Below are 23,371 nucleotides of genomic sequence, written 5' to 3' on the forward strand. Positions count from 1 at the left end.
GTTTAAATTCAGTTTCCTTCCCGCCTGCGTTCAATCAAAGCCTTGCAGAGGTCGGAAATATCGATAATACCAAGAATGGCGCCTTCCTTTACAACAAAGAGAGTTGGCTTGCAGGACTTTTGAATTAACACGACCGCATCTTCCAGCGAGGATTCAGGCGGAAGGGTGGGAACATCCGATGTCATGATGTCTCCAATGGTGAGTTGATCAAAATCCATGTGGCAATGGAGCAGCTTTCGATAAGTCACAAAATCGATTTCTCCGACTTCCTGCGGGATGAGATGGTGGAGAAGATCAAAGACGGAAAGGACCCCGAGCAGCTTTTGTTCTTCATCCACAACGGGGAGAATATGCATGTCGGTATTGAGAAGAATCGTGAGAATCTGTTTCAGGGGCGTACTGCGGGTGACCGTTACGATTCCCCGCCTCATGATTGAAGAGATTGGAATGTCGGTCCAGGTCCCGAAACGTATCGCATGGTTGGGGCATCCACGCCTGGAACAGATCGAGACAAAAGGACCGTCTTCTACCCTGAATGTACACATGGGAGCATCACAGAGAGAGCAGGTAACGTTCTCCCTGAGGGATTCACGGCAGGCCGGGCAGACAAATTCCGTAACCGTTCCCTCAGGGATGGGGAAGGGGCTGTCAAAACGGTACGACCCGTAAATGCTGCTCAGGTGAATTCTCTCTTCCCTCTCATTCCAGCGAAGGATCACCTGAATTCCCGGGTATTCTTCAATCGTATGGGATGGATCCATCAGGGATTCCCCGCAGCGGGGACAGAGCACGGAAAGGCTCAGCATGGATCTAGGATAGCATGGTGATGGCTCTGTTACAATAAAGCCATGAAGCATCCGGCCTATGCTCTTTTGCTGATCCCCATCCCCCTGATTCTTCTCTATCTGGCCTTCAGGATTCACCCTCCCATGGAACAGGAAACGGTGCAGCCGGCCCTGTCCATTCCCGAATCCCTTTCGATCGCCCTGACATCCACACGTACCTTTGACCGGGAAACCCTTGCCGATTATATCGATGGTGCTGCCGATGCCTATATCGAGGAAGGATTTACCCTGTGCACCGTCTGGGAAGGCACAAAAGGAGGCACGGAGATTATCCTGGAGCGATATACCATGGAGAGCGAAGCCTCCGCCCGGGCCATGCTTGAGCGGGAAGGCGGAGAATTTCAATCCCCTGAGGCCCTGGCCTTCATCTCCGGGCCCGATTATTTCAAGGCCACGCTGTATCCGGAGGATGAAGCTCTGTCCAGACAGGTCTTTCAATCACTGGGAAAGGAATCCAACCCTTGACAAACATGGACCGAAGAACCTTTCTGCAGAGGTGCCTCTGGGCAGTCGGCACGCTGGGGATCTCCTCGGGGGCCGCCCTTTACTTTCGGGACCGCAGGCAGAGTAGTGGACCTCTTCCGACCTTTCGGGATCATCGATCGGGATTACAAATTCCAGGAGGAATCGTACAGGTCCATGGAAAGGACATCCCCTCGATGGTCGAGATAGCTCTCAAGCCGTTCGGGGGTATGGAAGCATTAATCCGACCAGGGGAAATCCTCCTCATCAAGCCCAATGCCGCCTGGGACCGTACGCCGGAGCAGGCGGCCAACACCCATCCTGAAATCGTTGCCGCGCTTGTCACCATGGGCCTGGCGGCGGGGGCCGGCAGCGTCATCGTGGCCGATATCGCCTGTAATGATCCGAGAAAGACCTTTGACCGTTCCGGGATCCGTGATGCTGCGGAACGCTCGGGAGCCTCTCTCGTGATTCCCGACACCTTTGTGGACGTAGCCTATCACGGTTCGTTTATCCAGTCCTTTCCCACGGGACGGGTCTTTCTCGAAGCCGATCGAATCATCAATGTGCCCATCGTCAAACACCATTCCCTGACCCGAGCGACCCTCGGGTTGAAGAACTGGTACGGCCTCCTTGGAGGACGGAGGCACAAGCTCCACCAGATGATTCACGAATCGGTAGTGGATCTTGCCGTTGCGATCAAACCCACATTCACTCTTATGGATGCGACCCGGGTTCTTATTGCCAACGGGCCTCAGGGAGGGAGCCTGGACAATGTGCGTTCCATGGGGCTCATCGCCGCGGGAACCGATCCGGTGGCCCTGGACGCCTGGGGTGCCGGGCTTCTTGGCCTGACCCCGTTAGACCTTCCCTTCATCCGCCTGGGCAGGGCTGCGGGGCTGGGAACCCATGAATACGGGACCATCATGCGGGAGGAAATCGACCTTGAGGCTTAAATCGGTTCGATGGATCTACCAGGCTTTCTTTCTTCTCCTTTTCATCCTGCTACTCGCAGCCACATCCTATTTTGGCCTGGGATCTCTTCCCGTGAAGTTCTTTCTGGAAGCCAGCCCCCTTCTCGCGCTCTCTTCCATCCTTGCCGGGGCCACTCTGGCGACCGGAATGCTGCTTTCTCTTGCCACAATCGGCCTGACCGTCATCTTCGGCCGCGTGTTCTGCGGGTGGATCTGTCCGATGGGGACATTGAACCAGGCAACCGGGTGGCTTCTGTCCCGGAGAAGCAAGAGGGAGAATCTCTCCATCAACCGCTGGAGATCCTGGTACGTCACGAAATATGTCATCCTGGCGGTTCTTATCGTGCTGGCCCTTCTGGGAGTCAATGCCGCGGGGTGGCTGGATCCGATCGCCCTGCTGGTACGGTCCCTTTCCACCGGTATCTTTCCTTCCCTGGGCGAAGCCACGGGATTCCTCTACATCAAACAGCCGGCGTTTCAGGGAGGATGGATCCTCGCCGTGCTCTTTCTCGCCATCCTGGCCGCAAACCTATGGGTCCCCCGATTGTGGTGCCGGGCCCTCTGTCCCCTGGGTGCCCTTCTCGGACTGATTTCCCGATACCCTTTTTTCAAGATTCACCGGCAGGATTCACTCTGTTCCGGCTGTTCTCTATGTGTCATCGGGTGCCAGGGTGCCGATGAACCCCTGGGAGATCATCGGGTCATGGAATGTTTTGTATGCCTGAACTGTACAGAACATTGTCCGGATTCTGCCATCACCTATCACCTCCTCCCCCCTTCCGCTTCCTCCATTCCCACAAGCATGCCCCGCCGAACCATCATGAAGGCTTCCCTCGCCGCCGTTGCGGTGCCCTTTGCAATCAAGGCATCGGCAGGAGGAACACTCTTCCCGTCCAGGCGGAGAATCCGGCCTCCCGGAGCGCTACCGGAGGATGATTTTCTCGATCTCTGTATTCGATGCGGTGAATGCATGAAGGTGTGTCCCGTCAACGCCCTCCATCCAGCCTGGGATGAGGCTGGAATCGAAGGTCTCTGGTCTCCGGTACTGGTTCCCCGCCTTGGGTACTGTGAATATAACTGCAACCTCTGCTCAAGGGTCTGTCCGACCGGTGCGATCGGCGCCTTTACCGTTGAGGAGAAAATCGGAAAACCCATCGTCATCGGTGCCGCCATGATCGATCGGGGCCGATGCCTTCCCTGGGCGAACAATCGCCCCTGCACGGTCTGTGAGGAGATGTGCCCGACAGATCCCAAGGCCATCCTTTTTGACCGGATTCTCATCGCAAGCGGCCCTGAATCACGGGAAATCCTTCAACCCAGGGTGGTTCTGGAACGGTGCATCGGCTGCGGGATCTGTGAAAACAAGTGTCCCGTCCTCGCGGATCCGGCCATTTATGTCATTTCATCGGGCGAAAGCCGGGATCCCTCCAATACGATTGTTGGAGCCAGAGCGTGAACGATTCCATGGAAGGAACCAAGCCGGGCGGCTGGTCACGGGCGGACTGGATCCTGAACTCTCTGCTTCTCTGTATCCCGGCCGCCATGCTCCTCTTCTTTCTCACAACGTATCACGTCCTTATCTTCACCTGCGCATGCATCGCGATCATCCCCCTGGCCAACCTGATGGGAAAGGCCACGGAGGAGATCGCCCATCGGCTCGGCAGCGGTCTTGGTGGATTCATGAATGCAACGTTTGGAAATGCGGCGGAACTCATTATCGGGCTGATTGCCCTGAAGGAAGGAAACATTGTAATTGTCAAAGCATCCATTACAGGCTCCATTATCGGAAATATCCTTTTCGTACTTGGACTTTCCGTACTCATCGGGGGAATCCGAAACGGACGGCAAACCTTCAACCTCACAGCGGCGAGCGCCTCCTCCAGCACCCTTCTCCTCTCAGTGTGTGCACTGGCCATCCCGGCTCTCTTTCATCTCTTCATTCCCACGGAGAGACTGGAACCCATCGAGCTCCATCTCAGCGTCACCATTTCCATCATCCTTCTTCTTCTCTATGGATGCAGCCTCCTGTTCAGCCTGAAAACCCACAGCCACCTTTACCGGGGAAAGGCGGAACATCCGGCAAAAACTTCCTGGACTCTGCGGCGTGCCGTCTGGGTGCTTGTAGGTTCCACGGTCTTTGTGGGTGCAATGGCGGAGATCCTGGTCCACTCCCTGGATGAAACCGTTTCCACCATCGGATTTACGGAAACATTTGTCGGGGTTATTATTATCGCGATTATCGGTAACGCCGCCGAACATTCCACAGCGGTCCTCATGGCGTGGAAGGATCAGATGAACCTTTCCCTCACCATTGCCATGGAATCCAGCAAGCAGATCGCCCTCTTTGTCGCTCCCGTCCTTGTCCTCTTCGGATTAATCCTTGGGACCGGCACTTCCACTCACAGAATGAATCTTGACTTCAATCCCCTTGAGGTCGTAGCGGTAACCTTTTCGGTCCTCATGGTTTCGAGCATCTGCCATGACGGTGAATCCCACTGGCTTGAAGGCGCTCTTCTTCTGGGTGTATACGCCATCCTGGCCGCAGGATTTTTCTTCATCCCCTGAACCTGACCCGTTCTTTTCACACTCCCTGTGGCTGCGGCGACACATAGGACCGCGCCGTTTTACAGTCACTCAACAATCCTCAACACAGGCAAAGGGCTGCGCCTTCTACATATTTCAATTGTCTTCCCTGCATTTCCGACCATCTTCACCGCCCGGACATGCACTGCGTAAGGAAATGGGGGTTCTAAGAAAAGCCGCATCTCCATCGTCTCCATGGTTGAGAGGTTCAATCCCTCACCCATTCCACGGAGGTGCCTTATGAAACGAAATGCCCTGATCATCACAGCCCTGGTTCTGGCGGTGGCCGCAGGAACCTTTGCCGCAGGACAATCCTTTACCTTTACGTGTCGCACGAAGATCATCCGGGACGGGTACACCTACTATGAGTACCGACCCCAGACCTACACCTTCACGATCGAGATCATTTCCGACGAGCGCGGGGTTCTGAGAGAAAGCAGGAAATGGAACCGGCCTTTTGTTTCCGCCGAACCCGGGGAGCGATACTCCATTCGGATCCACAACCCCATGCCGATTCCCGTTGCCGTCAACCTTGCCATCGACGGCCTCAATTCCATCACGGGAGATCCCGGAAAACCGGACGAAGGGAAGAAGTGGATCATCGATCCTTATTCCTACGTCACGATCCGCGGCTGGCAGGTTTCATCCCATGATGCCCGTCGATTCTTCTTTACCACCCGGGAAGACTCCTATGCGACCTGGCAGGGAAATCGCTGGGGAAAAGATCTTTCTGTCAACTGCGGTGTAATCGGGGCGGCCTTCTTCTGGTCAAAGAGGGAAATGGAACAATATTATGAATCCAATCCCATCATCGAGTACACCCGGTACGGTTTGAGCGGTCACAACGCCTATGATGAAGCTCCCTCTGCCATGAGTCAGAGAAAATCCGAATGTATGGAGAAGAGACAGAAGGCCGGAACCGGGATGGGAGAGAGAGAGACGCATCCGGTCCGCCAGGTCCGCTTCGACTATGACACAGGCATGTATCAGATCGGTCAGGCGGTCATTCTGTTTTACGATTTTCCCGATCGACGGCCCCCCTATCCCCGACCCTTCGAAGGTTCCTGGGCCCCTGAAATGCCCTGACGTAATCGGTTCGCGAAGTCCCGGAATGAAACACAAACAGGTCGACATCATTCCGGGGCTTCTTTTCTTGATTTACCATCAGCCCGGTAACATGGGGCTGATTCTTATTCTGGTTTCGCGTACACCTGATTCGTTCCATTCCTCCCTGAGATGAGGAGAATCGTAATCAGGGATAGAAAGAAGGCGGGGACCAGTTCGTACATGGAACTCTTGAGAAGGGGAACCTGGTTCCAGACAACCGTCACCACAGCACCCACAACCATGCCCGCGAGGATGGCGCGGCCCGAGGCATTACTGGAATAGAGGCTCACGATCACGGCAGGTCCGATGGCGGCACCCAGGCCGCTCCAGGAGAAGAGTACAAACCAGAAGACGATGGTTTTTGCGGAAACGGCAAGCAGGACGGCAAGAACCATCAGAATCAGAATGGCCAGCCGGCTGAGCCGTACAAGATCATCGGTGGAAACCTGCCGGTTTTTGCGCAGTATTTTCTGGTAGATGTCACGGATCAGGCCTGAAGAGGCCACAAGAAGCTGGGAGTCACAGGTGGACATGATGGCGGCAAAGATTGCCGCGAGGACAACTCCAAAAAGAAAGGGATGGAACGTGTCTCTCGCAAGGTAGGGAAGGATCATTTCCGGATCACCGGAGGGAAGATGGTCCGCACTCAGATAGACGGCGCGCCCCACCAGACCGGTACACGTAGCCCCGACCGCCATAAGAATATTCGCCACGGTTCCATACATGGCCGCCCGTACAAGGTCCTTTTCCTCTCTGGCGGCCATGTATCGCACCAGGATATGCGGATTCCCTGCCGAGCCCAGCCCTATTCCGAGAAACCCGGCAAGAACCGCCACGGAAAGGTTCATGGGAGCGATAAGCCCAGGATCCAGTGACATCAGTGAGGAGGCAAGCCATGAGAATCCTCCCCTTTGCACCAGTACCGTCAGGGGAAGCCCGATCAGGGCAAGAATCATGAGCAGCCCCTGGATAACATCGGTCAGGGCTACGGCAAGAAATCCGCCAAGGAGTGTATAGACCAGGATGATGGCAGCCGCCAGAACCATCCCTTCATTCACGGGAAGGGTAAAGGCAGACTGAAAGGCCTTCCCGGCTGCCAGGAGTTGAGCCGCAACATAGGCGGTAAGAAAGACAACAATGGGAACCGCAGAAAGGAGCCGGAGACTCTGGCTGTGGCCCGGGTAGCGCGAGGCAAAGTAGTCCGGGATGGTAATGTCTCCCATCCGACCCGTTTCTCTCCTGAGTTTCTTCCCGACGGTGAGAAAAAGGATGGCCTCAATTGAAATATAACCCACCGTGGCCCACACAGCCGCCACACCCATGGAAAACGCCATACCGGAGAAACCAAGAAGAAGCCATGCGCTGCGCCCGGACGCCACGGTACTCAGGGCCACAACGAAACCTCCCAGCGTTCGGTTTGCCAGAAAAAAGTGATCCAGATCTTTGGATGAAAAACGGGATACCAGGAACCCGATGAGAAGGACCGCTGCAAAATATAGAGAGAATGCGGCAATCGTGGAAACCATGAAACTATTATGGGAAAAAAGAACTCTGCGTCAAGTCCGGGAACCTGTCCGGGATTGTGGTTTACTTTTCAGAAGGGAGTGTGTCTAATTAGATTGATGCTCTATGCCTTTCATATCCCCGATCCTCCTGAATCCCAATCAACTGTTTTCCGCTCTCCGGAACCTGAAAGCAAGAGCTGGAACAAAATCGATGCGGGAGCATGGGTTGAAGAAACCTACACCATGGTGTACTCCGCTCTGATCCGTCTCTGTGGGGGAGACCGGGAAACGGCAGAAGATTTGACGCAGGAGACCTACCGTAAAGCCTGGCAGGGGCTTTCCTCATATGCAGGAAAGGCAAAACTTTCCACATGGCTTTATCAGATCGCTTACCACACCTTCTTAAATCACATCCGTAAACCTGCACGCCTGATTTCCGTGAAGGATTATTCTGCAATTCCAGCAAACGAGGAGCATGAACCACAGGGGCTATTGGAGAAAGAGGATCTCCAGGAGCGTTTGAGAATGGCCGTCATGGGGTTACCCGACGATCTTCGATTTTCTCTGACAGCCCATTTCTGGGCTGAGATTCCGGTTCGGGAGATAGCACGGATGGAAGGATTGAGTTCCATGGCCATTCGAAAACGGCTGAAACGTGCGCTGAAGCTCCTTGAAGCCTTCCTCGGAGAAGCGGAATCATGAAACGGATCACGCGAAAAACCCTGCAGGAACATCTCAGGAAAGGGGATTTCCCTCCCCCTTCCAGGGACCTCTTCTCTCGAATATTCCTTAATATTCCGGATGAAGTGCTTGGCGTGTCTCGCCCCTCAAAGGATGGAAGCCCCACTCCAACCCCTCTGAGGGCAGCTGCAGCCGTAGTGATCCTGTGTGCTCTGGGAATCCTTGCGGGTTTCGTTCTGGGTCGAATTCAACCGATTCGATCCTCGCTGCAGCGAGCCTTCAATTCATCCAACTCCCCGGACCGGCCCGTGATGAACGTAAGCCCCGATTCCCTGAATGAATCATCAGCTTCACAGGTTCCCCTTCACTCCGCACCAGATCCTGTCCGGAACGCCTCTTTCTTTTCGACGCCGGCTCGCTTTGTCTCCTCCAGGGATTTTCCTGTGGCCGAGGTTAACCTCACCGTGGATGCGGCACCCTTCAGGTTGTCCCGATATCTTCTGGAACGGGGATACCGTCCTCCCGGAGATCTTGTCGATCCGGCTGCATTCATCAATCACTTCGTTCAGCCGGTATGGAAAGGAGACAGCCCGGTATCCCTCGACGTAACCGGAGCTGCTTCTCCCTTTCATTCAGATCCCGAGCACAGGCTGATCCTGGTTCGCATCTCCAGCCGGGGAAAGACGGTTTCCAGCAGTGAACCCGATCGTTGTACTCTCATTCTCAACCTGGACGAAGCCGAGCAGCGAAATATCTCCGAAGCCGTCGCAGGAGCCGTTCCTGAATTCATCGCTACGATGGGACCCGGCACAAGTTTTGAATTGATTGCATCCCGCCAGATCATTGAATTCAAGGCGTTGGATCCCGGAGATCCTAGGACCGGTACGGCTCCATTTCCCCGGGTCGGGACCCTGGATGAAGAAATTTCTCCAATCCCTGAGTCCGGGAAGGGCCCTCATCGAATCTTTATCGTGACGCAGAAAGTGAATCGGAAACTCCCTGCCTCGGGCTCGGAAAATCCGGACCCCACAACACAGATTGATCTCTCCAGGATTACCCGCGACATTCCCAGAATCGAAGAAGGTCCCGACGCTCAACTTTTTATCACTCAGGAAGCGGCCCGGCGGGTTCTTCGAAAAATCTCCGAAATGGAAGAACCGGTCGCCCGGGATGCCCGGGTCGAAATTCACTTTGAGCCATCAGCTGTTGAATCCTATCGATCACTCTCGAGCGTCAGGGGAAAGGAAACGGCCGCTCGAAGTTCCATCCTTCCAGGAACAACTCTTCCGGGCAACTTTACTTCGGCTGCGATGTACGAACTAAGAATCCGTCCTGATCGGTCGGACCACAAACCCCTCGCCACCGTAACATTGACCTACCGTCCCTCCGACCATCCACGGACGAAGATCGAAATCCGAAGAGAGATCTACTTTGACGATCTTTCCACTTCCTGGGAAAAGGCACCTCTGGAATTTCAACTCCCATCCCTGGCCGCAGAATACAGTATGATCCTTCGGGAAACGTCTAAGGATCCGAAGGATCAGATTGAAAACCTCTATCAAAAGATAATGGCGCTGTCGAGGGATCAGAGCCGTGACCCTCGCTGGAAAGAACTTCTTTCTCTTGTGGATTCAACCCGGACCGCATACAGAACCGCCGTTGTGGTCGGTAACGAGTCAATCATTTACCCCCCAAAAGGAGAATAACAATGATCCATTGGAAAGCTCTATTCATCATGCCCTTTGTTCTTGCCGCAACCCTGCTCGCCGCACCGGTTCCTTTCCCCGGTGAAGAACCCCTAATCTGGAGCCATGCCTCTCAGGAAACGGCCTATCTTGGAGTCGTCCTCCGGGAAGTGACCGCAGATGACCTTCGGAATTCATCCTTGAAAGAAGAGGCTGGAGCTGTCGTAATCCGTGTGGAGGAAGGGAGCCCCGCCGCCAAAGCAGATTTCAAGGAAGGTGACGTCATCGTTCAATGGAACAGGACGCCGGTGGAGAGTGCCCTGCAGCTTAAACGGTTCGTCCGGGAAACTCCTCCGGGCCGAAAAGTCACACTGAACGTGGTCCGGGACGGAAAGGAACTATCCCTTCGGCCCGCGCTGGGAACAAGGCCCCCGGCCCCCGATGTGCCGGATCTGTTCCGCATCCACGAGGGAGACAGGGATCATGACGATATCATGAAGTGGATGAACGCAGAGGGAAAGGAGTTCTCCTTCCCCGGGAAAAAAATGGTGTTTCTGACGACGGGAAAACCCAGGCTGGGCGTCGAGCTTCAAAACCTCTCCGGTCAGCTGGCAGAATATTTCGGAGTAACGGATGGGAAAGGAGTCCTGATCGCCGCCGTCCTGGATGACTCTTCCGCAAAAAAAGCAGGGCTTCGAGCCGGCGACATCATCGTGGCGATTGACGGCAAAGTGGTTGAGAATTCGAGCGACCTTCAATCCCTCATTATGGATAAGGACGAAGGGAGCATTACGATTAAGATCATCCGCGATCGAAAGAAACAGGAGGTAAAGGCCGAGCTGGGTCCGGCTGAAAGAACAGAGCATTGTGATAAAAAAATGATAAAGGAGATGGTGTTTTCCCCGGGAGATGACGGCGAGGAAAAGTTCATCCAGGTTCACGTTACGGGTGAACCCGATTCTCCTGAAGTGGAAATGAAAAACATCAGAGTCATCGTCGATGATCGTAACGATGAGAACGTGAAGGTGATTCACCGCATCGAATCAGACGAACCGGCCATCTGATTTCAGGCCGCCTCCATTGAGCAGCCCCGGGATTCCCGGGGCATTTTTTCTTTTTCACATGATCTTCCCGACCCGCAGCAGAAACTCATCGCCCCCATACCTGTAAGCTTTGACTCATGGTGGAACAGGCAATGTCATATACCGAAAACCATTTGGAAAAACCTCAAGATCCACGGATCCGAAACGGTTATAAAAGGAGGGGATATCAGTCCCGAGGTAGAGTTCCTTTATCTCCAGCCTCGAGGCATAGCGGAGCAATCTTTTCACAAGATCCGTTCCAGTTCCACGCCCACGGTAATCGGGAAGAACCAGGAGAGCGGCAAGCCAGGGAGTCCAGTCCGGCCTCTGCTCGGCATCATTTTCTACGAGGTTCACGGTTCCAATGGGCGTGCAGCCTTCCATGGCCAGAAGAGAGAGGGGTACCCGGTCGGGGGAGCAGGCCTGTCGGAGCCGAAGCTCCATTGTGGCCTCCGTGTGACCGGGTCGTTGAGACCACCATTCCCTGTGAATCCATCCAGCAACGGCCTTGACATGTTGAGGCTGCTCGAAGAGATGGCAGATTGTAATCGACCCCGAGTTCACCATATTCCCATTTTACCCTGCCGACAAAGGGCCTCAAAGGATGATTATGGAGTTCTTCCGGCATCCCGGGGCTATTGTATATTCCATTGACGGGTATAATATTTTTCATGCACATCCTTCGAGCGGCAGGGCTTATTCTCCTGCTGTTTCCGGCAATACCTCTTCAGGCTCTCGATCCGATGAAATCGATCGACCAGTATGACCACACCATGTGGAATACCGAAGATGGTCTGCCTCAGAATTCAGTCACTGCAATTCTCCAGACCCGCCTCGGGTATATCTGGTTCGGAACTCAGGAAGGATTGGTTCGCTTTGATGGTGTTCGATTTGATATTTTCGACAAATCCAATGTAAAGGCTTTCGCCTCCAACAGCGTAACCTGCCTGGCGGAAGACCGGGAAGGTTCGTTATGGATTGGAACGACCGATGGCCTGCTCAGGTATCGTTCGGATTCATTTCAGCACTTTGGTGAAAAAGAGGGCCTTCCAGGAAGAACGGTAAACTGCCTGTGGTCTGAACCGGATGGATCCATCCTTGCCGCCACAGATTCCGGCAATCTGTTTCAATTTGGATCGAATCGATTCACACCCGTAATTCAGGGCACTCTCGAACCGAATGATTCAATCCGTACGATTTTCAGAGATCGTTCCGGCATCTTGCACATCGGTACGGTTCGCCAGGGAGCGGGACAGATCAATTCCAGAGGAGAACTGATCCAGGATTCAGAGAAGGAGCTCCGAAACGTCCCGATCCGCTGTATTGCGGAGGCTCAGAACGGAGCCTTATGGTTCGGAACATCCGGACAGGGGCTTGTTTCGATTCATAAGGGTAGGATCCGAAAGATTGGAACACGGGACGGGCTATGCGATGAGATCGTATCAACTCTACTTGTCGATCGAGACGAAAATCTCTGGATCGGCACCTTTGGGGGCCTGAACCGGATTCGACAGGATGGATCAATGGACTCTTTTCAGGTTATGGAGGGAAGTGCCACGAATGTAATCCTGAGCCTCGAGGAAGATCTCGAGGGGAATCTCTGGGTGGGAACTTCCGCCGGGGGTCTGCATCGGTTTAAAAATGGGACGTTCACCACGCTGACGCAGGCTTCCGGGATGAAAAATGACGATGTATTTTCCATCTGCCAGGATGGGAAAGGAGCTATGTGGTTCGGGACTTACGGCGGGGGAGCTTATCGACTGGACCAGAATATCCTGACTTCTGTCTCAACAATAAATGGACTATCCAGCGATGTTGTCCTTTCCGTTCAGGCTTCCCGTAATGGAAGCATATGGATCGGCACGGCGGAAGGTCTGAACCGGCTGGACAATCACGGTATTCGTACCTACACGGTACGGGATGGACTGAAAAGCAATACGATCACAGCCATTTATGAAGACCATGAGGGAGAGCTCTGGATTGGGACAGACGGTGGAGGGTTGAGTCATCTGACCGGAGACCGTTTCACAACCTGGTCCCTGGAGGATGGACTGAGCCATCCGATTGTCACAACGGTTCTTAAGGACCGGGAAGGAACAGTATGGGTTGGAACGGATGGGGGGGGTCTCAATTATCTTCAGGACGGGAAAATTCATCATGACAATCGGGATGGACTTGCAGAGGGAATGATCATGGTTCTGTACCAGGATGGGGAAGGTGATATCTGGATCGGGACCTTTGGAGATGGACTCTATCGTATTTCTGGAAGCGAGGTTCAACACTGGACGATGAGGGAAGGCCTTTTCAATGACGCAATCTTTGAAATTCTTGAAGATGATTCATCCCATCTATGGATGAGTACAAATAAGGGTGTCTTTTCCGTCACAAAATCCCAGCTGGACGACGTGGCCCGTGGGAGGTTGGACCGTGTCGGGTGTAAAACCTACGGAACCCGGGATGGGATGAAGAGTAACGAATGTAACGGCGGTGTTCAGCCCGCCGGCTGCAGATCAAAAGATGGGAGGCTCTGGTTTCCGACGCTGAAGGGAGCTGTGGTCGTGGACCCTGAGCATACGGTCACCAATACCATTCCTCCCCCTGTCGTCATCCAGAAGGTCCAATCGGGAGACAGGGTTTACTCAGGGCGGACACCAATCGTACTGGAGCCCGGGTATGACAAATGTGAATTCCACTATACCGGCCTGTCTTTTTTCGACCCTGACCGCGTATTGTTTCGATACATGCTCTCAGGCTATGACCATTCCTGGGTCGAAGCCGGGAAAAGGAGGACGGCATTTTATACGGGGCTGAAGCCGGGGCGCTATACCTTTCGGGTCATTGCATGCAACAGTGACGGAATATGGAATGAAGAGGGCGCCACGGTATCCCTGACCCTGCTGCCCTTTTTCACACAAACCGTCTGGTTTTACCTTCTTCTTTCTCTTATTATCGGGTTGGGAGTCCTGGGGCTGTATCGTATTCGCGTCAACCACCTGCGCCGCAGGGAGAGAGAACTCGAACGCCTGGTGGATGACCGGACCCGAGATCTCCTGAGCGTGACCCGTGAACTGGAATCAGCTAACAAAGAACTCCAGCGCCTCTCCTCTCAGGATGGTCTCACGGGAATTCCCAACCGGCGTCTCTTCGAGGAGACCCTTGATGGGGAGTGGCGGCGCTCTCTTCGAACGGAAACTCCCCTGTCCATCATCATGATTGATATCGATCATTTCAAGGCTTATAACGACAGTATGGGACATATCAAGGGAGATGAATGCCTCAAAATCGTCGCGGATACGTTATCGGGATGTTTACGACGTCCCGGGGACCTTCTGGCACGATTCGGCGGAGAAGAGTTTGTCGCGGTGCTCTTCAACAGCGACGAACAGGGTGCGCTTTACACTGCGGAAACCATGAGGAATGCCGTACGAAAACAGGCACTTCCTCACCCATCCTCTCCAATCGATACCGTCGTGACCATCAGTCTTGGTACTGCAACCTTTCGTCCTTCGCCCTCCACTTCCGCAACAGCTCTGCTGTCTGCTGCGGATGATGCCCTGTACGAGGCCAAGCGAGCCGGGAGGAATACCGTTTGCCAGAGTGTCCTGAATGGCTGAAATGAAAGACTTTTCTTTACCATGCATGGGATTTGGTGTATAGTGAGTCAATGATTTCTTTGATTCTGTGGGCCCTTCTTTTTTTCCCAACACTGGATGCCCAGCAGGTGCAAAGCCGAATAACGGAAATCAGGGGCCTGCCCTTTAAGCACTCCGTAACCGTAAAATCCATGGATCGGGAGGCTCTCGATCCATTCATTCAGCGGGCCCTGAAGGACACATACGGAGATCATGTCGAGGGACTGGAACGCTGGCTGAAGGCCCTCAGGCTCATTCCAGAGAACACGGACATGGTTGCCGATCTTCTCAATCTATACAAATCGCAGGTCGCGGCATTCTACGATCCCAAAGATCAGGTCTATTACGTAATTCGGGGCGTCGGAGACGAAGGCATGGTAGCCGACATGGTTGCCCTCCACGAATTCACTCATGCACTCCAGGATCAGTATATGAACCTGGACTCCCGGATGACCCGTCTCATGGGGAACCATGATGCCCAGATGGCCCTTCAATCGGTCCTGGAAGGAGAAGCCACCATACTCATGATGGCTGACCAGTTTGGAAAGCTTGGAGGGGGCGATCTTCGAGCTTTCTCTGATTCTCTGGACCTCTTCGCCCCGACCATGACGGATATCATGGGAGATTTCCCACCCTATCTGATTCACGAAATGGTCTTTCCCTATCTCCAGGGAGCGCGGTTTGTCATCGAAAAAACCGATGGAGGAAAGAATTTCAAGGCCCTGGATCAGTGGTATGCCTCACCTCCCTGTTCGACAGAAGCCATTCTTCATCCGAACCAGAAGACATCTTTCCCGGCTGATTTCAGCAGGATGATCAACAAAACTGCTCCCGGGAGTTGGGATCTCACATTCGGTGACACATTGGGAGAATCCACCTGGAGTTATATCTTTCATACAACCGGCGATAAAGAAAGGGCGGAACGGGCAGCCGCAGGATGGGATGGAGATCGTGTTGGACTCTTCACGCGAGGGAAAAATGAAGTCACGGTCTGGCTTTCCCGATGGGATTCCAGATCGGACAGGGAAGAAGCGGAATCCGCATTGAAGGATTACCTGAAAATGTCAGAATTACCCTTTGAAATCCTTTCCGGAGAAAACGTTTTCGTAGCAGTGACCGGTGAACCAGGGGATCGAAGGGGATTCATAAAAAAAATCACCAGACGACTCAAGCAGATGGAGGAGGTACATGGGTATGACTGCGCAAGCGAATGAAGTCCAATCACTTCTTCAATTCAAAGAAAGTCTCACAGAAATCATTAACCAGATCCATGGAGCCCAGAATATAAAAGAAATCATCGTGGATCTGAAGACCCGGATTCTGGACCTCCTGGGCGCCGAGCGGATTACCATATACGCCATCGACACAAAGAACCAGCAGTTGTACAGCCTTTACAAAGAAGGTGAAGAACTGAAAGAGATTCGGGTACCCCGTAACTTTGCATCGATTGTGGGATTCTGTGCTCTTTCAAGACAGACCGTTCGTCTTAAAAATGCCTATGATCCTGAAGAATTAAAGGCCCTTCACCCCAAGCTGGACTTTGACTCTTCCTGGGATAAAAAATCGGGGTTTACAACCGCCCAGGTCCTGGCGGCACCGATTCTTTACGATAAGTACATCATGGGAGTTCTTCAGCTCCTGAATAAAAAGGGAGGCGGAGAATTTACCAATGCGGATCAGGCGGCGGCACAGGAGATTGCGAAAACCCTGGGAATCGCCTTTTACAACCAGAGACGGATAACCCGGGCTCAGCAGCCCAACAAGTATGGATACCTGATCGACAAGGGGCTGATTTCGGAGAAGAACCTTGAAGATGCCGTCAGCTATGCTCGAATGAATAACCAGGAAATCAGCCATGTCCTGGTGGAAAAGTACCGGATCGCAAAAGAGGAAGTCCTGAAAAGCCTGGGGCAATTTTTCAATTCCGGCCACTTTGTTTTCGACGGAACCCAGATGATGCCTGAAGAATTTCGCCAGAGACTCAACCCCGAATATCTGAAAAAAGTCCTTGTCGCGCCGCTGTCCAAAAAAGGCGGAACGGTTCAGGTCGCCATGGAGGACCCCACAGATCTGGCCAAAATTGACATTGTCCGAATGATGCAGCTGGCCCCCCGGCATGAATGTCTTGTTGCCATACCCAGGGATATCCAGGATTACATCAACACCTCCTATGGGATCGAGGAAACCGAGGTAAAATCCGATCTGGCTGAAATTCTGGGTGAACTGGAAGCCGAAACCGAAGAGGTGGTGGATGAGGATGCTCTGGGTGTCGACGAAGCCGACAACGCCATCGTTCGACTGGCCAACCAGATCATCAAGGATGCGTATCAGCAGGGCGCCTCGGACATCCACGTGGAGCCCTATGGGAAGAAGATGCCCACAAGGATTCGTTTTCGAATTGACGGCGTCTGCCATGTGTACCAGGAAATTCCAGCCACACATCGCAATGCCGTGATATCAAGGCTTAAGATCATGTCCAATCTTGATATTTCTGAACGTCGAAAACCTCAGGACGGGAAAATCAGATTCCGCATGAAAACGGGTACGATCGAGCTTCGTGTGGCCACCATTCCCACTACCGGCAGTGAAGAAGACATCGTCATGAGAATCCTGGCGGCATCCAAACCGATCCCTCTGGAGAAAATGGGATTTTCCGAACGAAATCTCTCCGCCTTTTACGAAGTTGTTTCAAAACCCTATGGAATCGTTCTATGTGTAGGTCCTACCGGATCGGGAAAGACAACAACCCTGCACTCGGCCCTGGGATACATTAACACCCCGGAACGAAAAATCTGGACAGCGGAAGACCCCGTGGAAATTACGCAGCCCGGGCTGCGTCAGGTTCAGGTTCATCCGAAGATCGGATTTACTTTCGCTGCTGCGATGCGCTCGTTTCTCCGTGCCGACCCGGATGTGATCATGGTCGGTGAAATGCGTGACCAGGAAACGGCCCACATCGGCGTGGAAGCATCCCTGACCGGTCACCTTGTCCTTTCCACACTTCACACCAACTCCGCACCGGAAACAATTACCCGTCTGCTGGATATGGATATCGATCCATTCAACTTTGCCGATTCTCTTCTGGGCATTCTTGCCCAGCGTCTGATCCGGACCCTCTGCAAGAGCTGTAAAGAGTCCTACAATCCTTCCAGGGAAGAATTTGAGTCCATGGCTGCCTCCTTTGGACGAGAGGCTCTGGCAGCCAGACAGATCGAATGGAGCCCCGACATGACACTTTATAAACCGGTCGGTTGTCCCGAGTGTGCGGGAACGGGATATCGCGGACGAATGGGACTCCACGAGCTTCTTGTGGGAACCGACGAGGTCAAGCGCTTGATCCAGCAAAAATCGGTCGTGGAAGAAATCCGAAACCAGGCGATCAGTGACGGTATGACCACGCTGATGCAGGACGGGATCATCAAAGTTCTCCAGGGAAGTACGGACATGAAGCAGGTCCGGGCGGTATGTATCCGGTAGCCTGTATCCAGTTTCAACCCGCCTGGAAGGATCTTCAGGTAAACCTTGAAGCAATTTTGCAGTGGACGGACCGTGCGGGAGAGGTACGTGCCGTCTTTTTTCCCGAACTTGCCACGACCGGATACCTTTTTCAGAGCCGCGAAGAAGCGCTTCTCCTCTCCCTTACACCGGATGATCCGAGGCTGGACCCCCTGCGTCGAACGGCAGAACGATCCGGAAAGATGATCACCTTCGGAACCCCGATCCGGGAAGGAGATCATCTCTATAACAGCGCCCTGATCCTCCACCCCGACGGGAGCGTGCGTTCCTACCACAAAGTTCACCTCTTTGATCGTGAAAAAAACGTTTTCGATCCGGGCCCGGATGCTCCTGGACTAATTGAACTGGACGACCTGAAGGTGGGGGTTCTCATCTGCTTCGATTGGGCTTTTCCGGAGATCTGGCGTTCTCTGGCGATGCAGGGAGCCGATCTGGTTGTGTGTCCATCCAACCTCGTCCTTCCTGGAAAGGGTCAGAAGGGTGTCATCGGGCACGCTCTTTATAACCGGATCTATGTCGTCCTGCCCAACCGATATGGCGTGGAAGACGATCTTCGTTTTACGGGAGGATCCCTGATTGTGGGTCCGGATGGAGAAATTTTATGCGAGGCACCGGGCGTCGGAGATCGAATTCTTCGGTCCTGGATTGATCCGGCTCTTGCCCGAAACAAGCAGGTGACTTCCCGCAATCATCTCTTTAAGGACCGAAGACCCGGGTTTTATTAATGCAGTGTGTCCAGTGCGGAGCCAACCTGGAACAGCAGGACCTGGTTTCAACACAGACCTTTCCCGGAACGGACGCGGGCCGGTGCCGACATTGCGGAACGATCAATCTCATCACACAGGATGGCCCCCGATATGTGCTGATCTGTGATGTCTGCGCAGCTCCCTTTGCTTCTCCAACGGGACTGGGGCCGGGAGAAGAGATTTGTCCGGACTGCAGGGTACAAAAGCGAAGGGCCCCGGCCTTCCTGATTCCCCTCCTGGACAAGCTCTCCCGTGCCAGGGAAATCACACTGGGTAACGAAGCGGCCCGGAATATCCTGAAAAACAAAACCGTAATTCCTCAGGGTCCGACTGTCGTATGGTTAAATCGCGTTGTTTCCCTTCTCGGCAGTGAATCCCCAAGACCTGACCTTCCCTATTCCTGCATTCTCGTTCAGGATCCGGAACCCAATGCACTCTCCATTCCGGGCGGTATCATTCTTGTAAATACGGGGCTTTTCGACTTCGTTGAGCGGGAGGGAGAGATCGTCTTTGTCCTGGCCCATGAGGTGAGCCATATCTGCATGCGCCACGGGCTCCTGAACCTGGAGCACAGGGAAAAGATGGCTCCCATCCGTTTTCTGGCTAACCTTGCCGTTCTTCTGATAACGGGCGGTGCAGCCTGGTTTCTGATCCCCTTTGTCAATGTTCTCCTGGATGCAGAGAAAATGGGCTATGGAAGACAGCATGAGACGGAGGCCGACAAGATGGGGATGAGGCTCATGCTGGATGTGGGATATGATCCCACCCACGCGGCAATCTTTTTTGACCGCCTCGCGGCTCTACAGCCTTCATCTCAATATATGGCGTTTCTGGCCTCCCACCCCTCTCCCCTCGACCGTAGGAACGCGGTGCGTTCCTTTCTGCATGAACACCCCGTCGATCCTTCCCTGCTTCGCGGTAATGAAGTCGTCGGAAGAACGAAAAAAATTGCTTCACCGACCACGCAAAGGGGGAGATCCCCCATACCGGTCCAAAAGCCGTGCGGTTGTTGTTCCTGCTGCGGTTGCTCGGGCTTTCTCCTGGCTCTTCTCAGCCTTCTCTTGAGCTGCTGATCCTTTCTGTGCAGGTCAACGCGCACAGGTCTGAGCTCTGCCTCCATCGATGGAAATCGTCTCACCCGTGATCCACCCCGCATTTCTGGATGCCAAAAACAGGATCAGCTCCGCGACCTCTTCCGGGCTTCCAACCCGGCCCAATGGATGGGTATCTCTGGATCGTTCCAGAAATGCCTTATACGTCGGCTCGTCCATTCCCCCTGCTCGATGGAGGTTGGTGACTACCACTCCGGGATTGACAGCGTTGACTCGCACTCCATGAGGAGCCAGCTCCAGTGCGGCACACCGGGTCAGCTGGTCGACGGCGGCCTTCGAAACACAGTAGGCCAGGACTCCGGGAAAGGATCTCAGGCCTGTGACACTTGAAACGTTGACGACGGACCCTGATGATTGTTGCAGGAGTGGAAGGGCTAACTGCATAATGTGAAAAACCGATGTGGTATTGATTTCAAACATTTCAGAAAAAACGCCAATGGAAGTCGATTCCAGGGTACCGCTCCCAATAATGCCTGCGGCATTAACGACACTATCCAGCCGGTGAAATCGGTATTCACATTCCCCGACCAACTGTTGGCGAAAGGAGGCTTCCTTCAGATCCCCCGCGAGGGCGATTACCTCGCGTTTCATTGCTCGAATCCTCGCTTCCGTATCCGAAAGGCGCCCCCGATTCCGTCCCGAAATCACGAGGTCAGCTCCTCTATGGGCGAAGGCGATGGCTGTCGCCTTCCCAATGCCGGAGGATGCCCCTGTAACCAGGGCCACCATTCCCTGAAAAGAATTATGTTCGTCCATGTTTTCATTATAGCGCAGGAAGTTTGACGGAATGGTGCGATTCTGGGAAAATGGACTGCGAAGCCCTACGAGTCAACGACGCGATAAAAGGATTGAAATGGGACAGAACCGGACTGACCGACCAGCGGATCGAAGCCAGGGACATTTATGATCTCCCATAAGCTCATGTTGGAAAGTCTTCGTGACTCTGAGCGGAGATTCAGAAACATCGTTAACGAAGCCCCTATGGGCATGCAGATGTTCAAACTCACGTCATCCGGTGAGCTTATCCTTATGGGCGCCAATCCTGCAGCAGACTGCATTCTCGGAGTCGTTCACGACAATCTGATTGGAAAACCGATCCTGGAAGCCTTTCCGGGCCTTTCAGATACATCTCTGCCCGATACCTATCTGAAGATCGCCAGAGAGGGAACCCCGCTCAAGGTGGAGCATATTGAAGAACAGGATGGGTCCATTGTCAAAGCGTGCGAAATTCATGCCTTCCAAACCTCTCCCGGGATTGTCGTGGCCACAATTCTCAATGTTACGGATCGAAAAAGAGCAGAAGCTGAATTGCAGCGAACCCGTGCGGATATTGAAGCAACGGTGGAGAAACGAACCCGGGAACTTGCACGGGCCAATCAGCAGTTGAATCTTGAGATCGAAGAACGCCAGAGGGCTGAAACCACACTGCGATTCAAAACCACTCTATTGAAGGCTCAGTCCGAAACCTCGATCGAAGGGATTCTTGTCGTTGCTCCGGATGGAAGCGTCATTTCCTGCAATTCACAATTTGCAAAATTGTGGAATATTCCTGAGGAAATTCTTTCCACCCGGGATGATCAGAAACTCCTGGACCATGTTCAGAGTCAGCTGAAGGACCGGGAGGGATTTCTGGAAAAGGTCCGTGCTCTGTACGGCGACAAAGAACTCTGCAGCCGGGATGAGATTCCATTCAACGACGGCAGGGTATTTGATCGGTATTCGTCACCTCTCGTAGATGAGGAGGGGCGGTATCATGGACGCGTGTGGTTTTTCCGGGACATCACTGAAATGCGGAATGCCGAGCGGGCCCTGACCCAGGCCAAGATCACCCTGGAACAGCTCCTGAGCGTAGCACGTCAGCTGGAAGTTGCTGAATCCGAAGAGAAGGTTTATGATCTCGTAATCTCTGCAGTACAGAACATCCTGGGATTGAACTACGTTTCGGTCTACTGGATCGAAGTTGATATCCTCCAGCGCACAGCCGTATCGTCCGATCTTTCACTTCTCTCGCCTGAAACGATCTTTTTGAAGGACGTGAAAGATCTTCTTCCCTCCGATGAAGAGGATACGACCTATTTCGAGGATATCCGCAAGCGCCTGGCGGGCCCTGAACCCTGGCCGGAATTTCGATCTATGATATCGGGACTCCTGGGTGAAGATGCGATTCTCTTTGTCCTGGCCCGGGAAGAGAGGCTCCTTGGAGAACAGGACCGCGGCACGGTAGCCCTTCTCCTGGGTCACGCAGGAGAAGCCCTGAACCGGTTAAGGCTGGAACAGGAACTGAGAGACCAGGCCGTGCGGGATCCTCTCACCGGTGTCTACAACCGCAGATATTTCTTCCACATCCTTCAAAAGGAAGTCGAACGGGCCATGAGAAATCGAAGACCTCTCGCATTTCTTATGGCAGATATCGATCTCTTCAAGGACATTAACGACCGCCACGGTCACCATACAGGAGATGAAATCCTGAAAGCGGTAGCTGCTGTAATCCTGAAACGGGTCAGAAAGGTGGACACGGTTGTCCGATACGGCGGAGACGAGTTTCTCGTCATTCTTCCAGATACAGGGGATGCCGTGGAGGTGGTACGACAGAATATTCTGGACGAAATGAAAAACAATTCCCTGCTCTCGGATATTGCCGGATCCCCCGTCACCCTCTCGCTCGGTGGAGCCTATTGGAATCCACAAAGTCCGGATTCCCCTGAGGAAGCTCTGAAAAAGGCCGATCAGCAGATGTACAGGAATAAAAAAAGGACCCGCGAGAGCGGGTCCCTGCCTGGCTTGCCAGAAGAAAAGAACGAAATCGATTAACTCTCCCGTCCAAAAAAGGCATCACGTTCCGTTTCCAGGATTGCGGCATGATCATCTTCTTCTGCCGCAAGCTCCCTGTAAATATCCTTTTCCACCTCACTCTTCACGATGGCCTGGCACTCCCGGTAAAAATCACGCGTTTTGATTTCCATCTGGATGGCCTTGTTGTAGAGGCTCCGGATGGATCCCTTCGAGTCGGAAAAATCGATCCCATCCATTAACCAGTTGATAACACTCTCATCGAATCGTCGATCAATATCCAGATCTTCATGCACGTGATACCGTCGAGCGATCGTGTTAAAGTGCTCGATTTCCTTTTCCATAAAGTCCTTAAAGACTTCCTGAACCTCAGGGTCGGACACCTTTCCAGCCGCAATGCGGTAGAAATGGTAGGCATTACTTTCGAGCTCCAATCCCTTTTGAATGGGCTCCATCTTTTCATAATCGACATCCTGTGGCTTCTGAATTACGGTAAGCTTCCCGCCACAAAGATGGCAACGACCGTAAGGGACGGAAAAACCTTCAGATACCTTTGCGCATTGGTCACACTTCCAGGTAAAGGTAATTCCCGCGCAACAGATTGCATCATCATCTACAAATTCGTGGCACTTTGGACACTGGGTAGCCATG

General features: G+C 53.4%; 19 protein-coding genes. 14 read left to right on the plus strand and 5 right to left on the minus strand.

What is annotated here, in order from left to right; all coding sequences use genetic code 11:
- Window positions 1-8: 8 nt before the first annotated feature.
- Window positions 9-806, minus strand: coding sequence for a CBS domain-containing protein (locus tag PLD04_07155; GenBank protein ID HXK68108.1), 798 nt, complete (start codon window positions 804-806; stop codon window positions 9-11).
- A 42-nt stretch (window positions 807-848) separates the two neighbouring features.
- On the opposite strand from PLD04_07155, the gene PLD04_07160 reads away from it, so the two are divergent.
- From PLD04_07160 to PLD04_07180, 5 genes are all read left to right on the plus strand, one after another.
- Window positions 849-1,310, plus strand: coding sequence for a hypothetical protein (locus PLD04_07160; protein HXK68109.1), 462 nt, complete (start codon window positions 849-851; stop codon window positions 1,308-1,310).
- A 5-nt stretch (window positions 1,311-1,315) separates the two neighbouring features.
- Window positions 1,316-2,263 carry a DUF362 domain-containing protein gene (locus PLD04_07165; protein HXK68110.1) on the plus strand — a complete coding sequence of 316 codons (948 nt, stop codon included), beginning with the start codon at window positions 1,316-1,318 and terminating at the stop codon, window positions 2,261-2,263.
- Window positions 2,253-3,737, plus strand: coding sequence for a 4Fe-4S binding protein (locus PLD04_07170; protein HXK68111.1), 1,485 nt, complete (start codon window positions 2,253-2,255; stop codon window positions 3,735-3,737). Before PLD04_07165 ends, PLD04_07170 begins: the two co-directional genes overlap by 11 nt.
- On the plus strand, window positions 3,734-4,846 hold the full coding sequence (cax, locus tag PLD04_07175; GenBank protein ID HXK68112.1) for a calcium/proton exchanger: 1,113 nt from the start codon (window positions 3,734-3,736) through the stop codon (window positions 4,844-4,846). The genes PLD04_07170 and cax overlap by 4 nt, the downstream gene beginning before the upstream one ends.
- A 258-nt stretch (window positions 4,847-5,104) precedes the next feature.
- Window positions 5,105-5,950 (plus strand): hypothetical protein, encoded by an 846-nt coding sequence (locus tag PLD04_07180; protein ID HXK68113.1) that lies wholly within the window; start codon window positions 5,105-5,107, stop codon window positions 5,948-5,950.
- Window positions 5,951-6,054: 104 nt separating this feature from the next.
- On the opposite strand, the gene PLD04_07185 is transcribed toward PLD04_07180, so the two are convergent.
- A complete protein-coding gene (locus tag PLD04_07185) occupies window positions 6,055-7,497 on the minus strand; it encodes a sodium/proline symporter (protein ID HXK68114.1) in 1,443 nt (480 codons plus the stop codon).
- Between the two features lie 96 nt (window positions 7,498-7,593).
- Between PLD04_07185 and PLD04_07190 the strand changes: the two genes are divergently transcribed.
- The 3 genes from PLD04_07190 to PLD04_07200 are packed head-to-tail and all read left to right on the plus strand — an operon-like array spanning window position 7,594 to window position 10,906.
- Window positions 7,594-8,178: an RNA polymerase sigma factor gene (locus PLD04_07190; GenBank protein HXK68115.1), complete on the plus strand. Its 585-nt coding sequence runs from the start codon at window positions 7,594-7,596 to the stop codon at window positions 8,176-8,178.
- Complete coding sequence (locus PLD04_07195; protein HXK68116.1) at window positions 8,175-9,863, plus strand: hypothetical protein; 1,689 nt, start codon at window positions 8,175-8,177, stop codon at window positions 9,861-9,863. Before PLD04_07190 ends, PLD04_07195 begins: the two co-directional genes overlap by 4 nt.
- A 2-nt stretch (window positions 9,864-9,865) precedes the next feature.
- A complete protein-coding gene (locus PLD04_07200) occupies window positions 9,866-10,906 on the plus strand; it encodes a PDZ domain-containing protein (protein HXK68117.1) in 1,041 nt (346 codons plus the stop codon).
- 114 nt (window positions 10,907-11,020) lie between these two features.
- Here PLD04_07200 and PLD04_07205 read toward each other — a convergent pair whose 3' ends face one another.
- The gene (locus tag PLD04_07205; GenBank protein HXK68118.1) at window positions 11,021-11,491 is read right to left on the minus strand and encodes a GNAT family N-acetyltransferase; all 471 of its coding nucleotides are present in this window, start codon (window positions 11,489-11,491) and stop codon (window positions 11,021-11,023) included.
- Window positions 11,492-11,595: 104 nt separating this feature from the next.
- Here PLD04_07205 and PLD04_07210 point away from each other — a divergent pair, with 104 nt between their 5' ends.
- The 5 genes from PLD04_07210 to PLD04_07230 are packed head-to-tail and all read left to right on the plus strand — an operon-like array spanning window position 11,596 to window position 19,891.
- A complete protein-coding gene (locus tag PLD04_07210; GenBank protein ID HXK68119.1) occupies window positions 11,596-14,538 on the plus strand; it encodes a two-component regulator propeller domain-containing protein in 2,943 nt (980 codons plus the stop codon).
- 50 nt (window positions 14,539-14,588) lie between these two features.
- Window positions 14,589-15,770: a hypothetical protein gene (locus tag PLD04_07215; GenBank protein ID HXK68120.1), complete on the plus strand. Its 1,182-nt coding sequence runs from the start codon at window positions 14,589-14,591 to the stop codon at window positions 15,768-15,770.
- On the plus strand, window positions 15,751-18,033 hold the full coding sequence (locus PLD04_07220) for a GspE/PulE family protein (protein ID HXK68121.1): 2,283 nt from the start codon (window positions 15,751-15,753) through the stop codon (window positions 18,031-18,033). Before PLD04_07215 ends, PLD04_07220 begins: the two co-directional genes overlap by 20 nt.
- A complete protein-coding gene (locus PLD04_07225; protein HXK68122.1) occupies window positions 18,021-18,797 on the plus strand; it encodes a nitrilase-related carbon-nitrogen hydrolase in 777 nt (258 codons plus the stop codon). The genes PLD04_07220 and PLD04_07225 overlap by 13 nt, the downstream gene beginning before the upstream one ends.
- A complete protein-coding gene (locus PLD04_07230; GenBank protein HXK68123.1) occupies window positions 18,797-19,891 on the plus strand; it encodes a M48 family metallopeptidase in 1,095 nt (364 codons plus the stop codon). The genes PLD04_07225 and PLD04_07230 overlap by 1 nt, the downstream gene beginning before the upstream one ends.
- Before the next feature lie 15 nt (window positions 19,892-19,906).
- On the opposite strand, the gene PLD04_07235 is transcribed toward PLD04_07230, so the two are convergent.
- Window positions 19,907-20,686 (minus strand): glucose 1-dehydrogenase, encoded by a 780-nt coding sequence (locus tag PLD04_07235; protein HXK68124.1) that lies wholly within the window; start codon window positions 20,684-20,686, stop codon window positions 19,907-19,909.
- A 165-nt stretch (window positions 20,687-20,851) separates the two neighbouring features.
- Between PLD04_07235 and PLD04_07240 the strand changes: the two genes are divergently transcribed.
- Window positions 20,852-22,741: a diguanylate cyclase gene (locus PLD04_07240; GenBank protein HXK68125.1), complete on the plus strand. Its 1,890-nt coding sequence runs from the start codon at window positions 20,852-20,854 to the stop codon at window positions 22,739-22,741.
- Here PLD04_07240 and PLD04_07245 read toward each other — a convergent pair.
- Window positions 22,738-23,370 (minus strand): ferritin family protein, encoded by a 633-nt coding sequence (locus PLD04_07245; protein HXK68126.1) that lies wholly within the window; start codon window positions 23,368-23,370, stop codon window positions 22,738-22,740. The genes PLD04_07240 and PLD04_07245 overlap by 4 nt on opposite strands.
- Between the last annotated feature and the right edge of the window lies 1 nt (window position 23,371).

It is taken from the genome of Thermoanaerobaculia bacterium (genome assembly GCA_035593605.1).
Classification (GTDB): Bacteria; Acidobacteriota; Thermoanaerobaculia; order UBA2201; family DAOSWS01; genus DAOSWS01.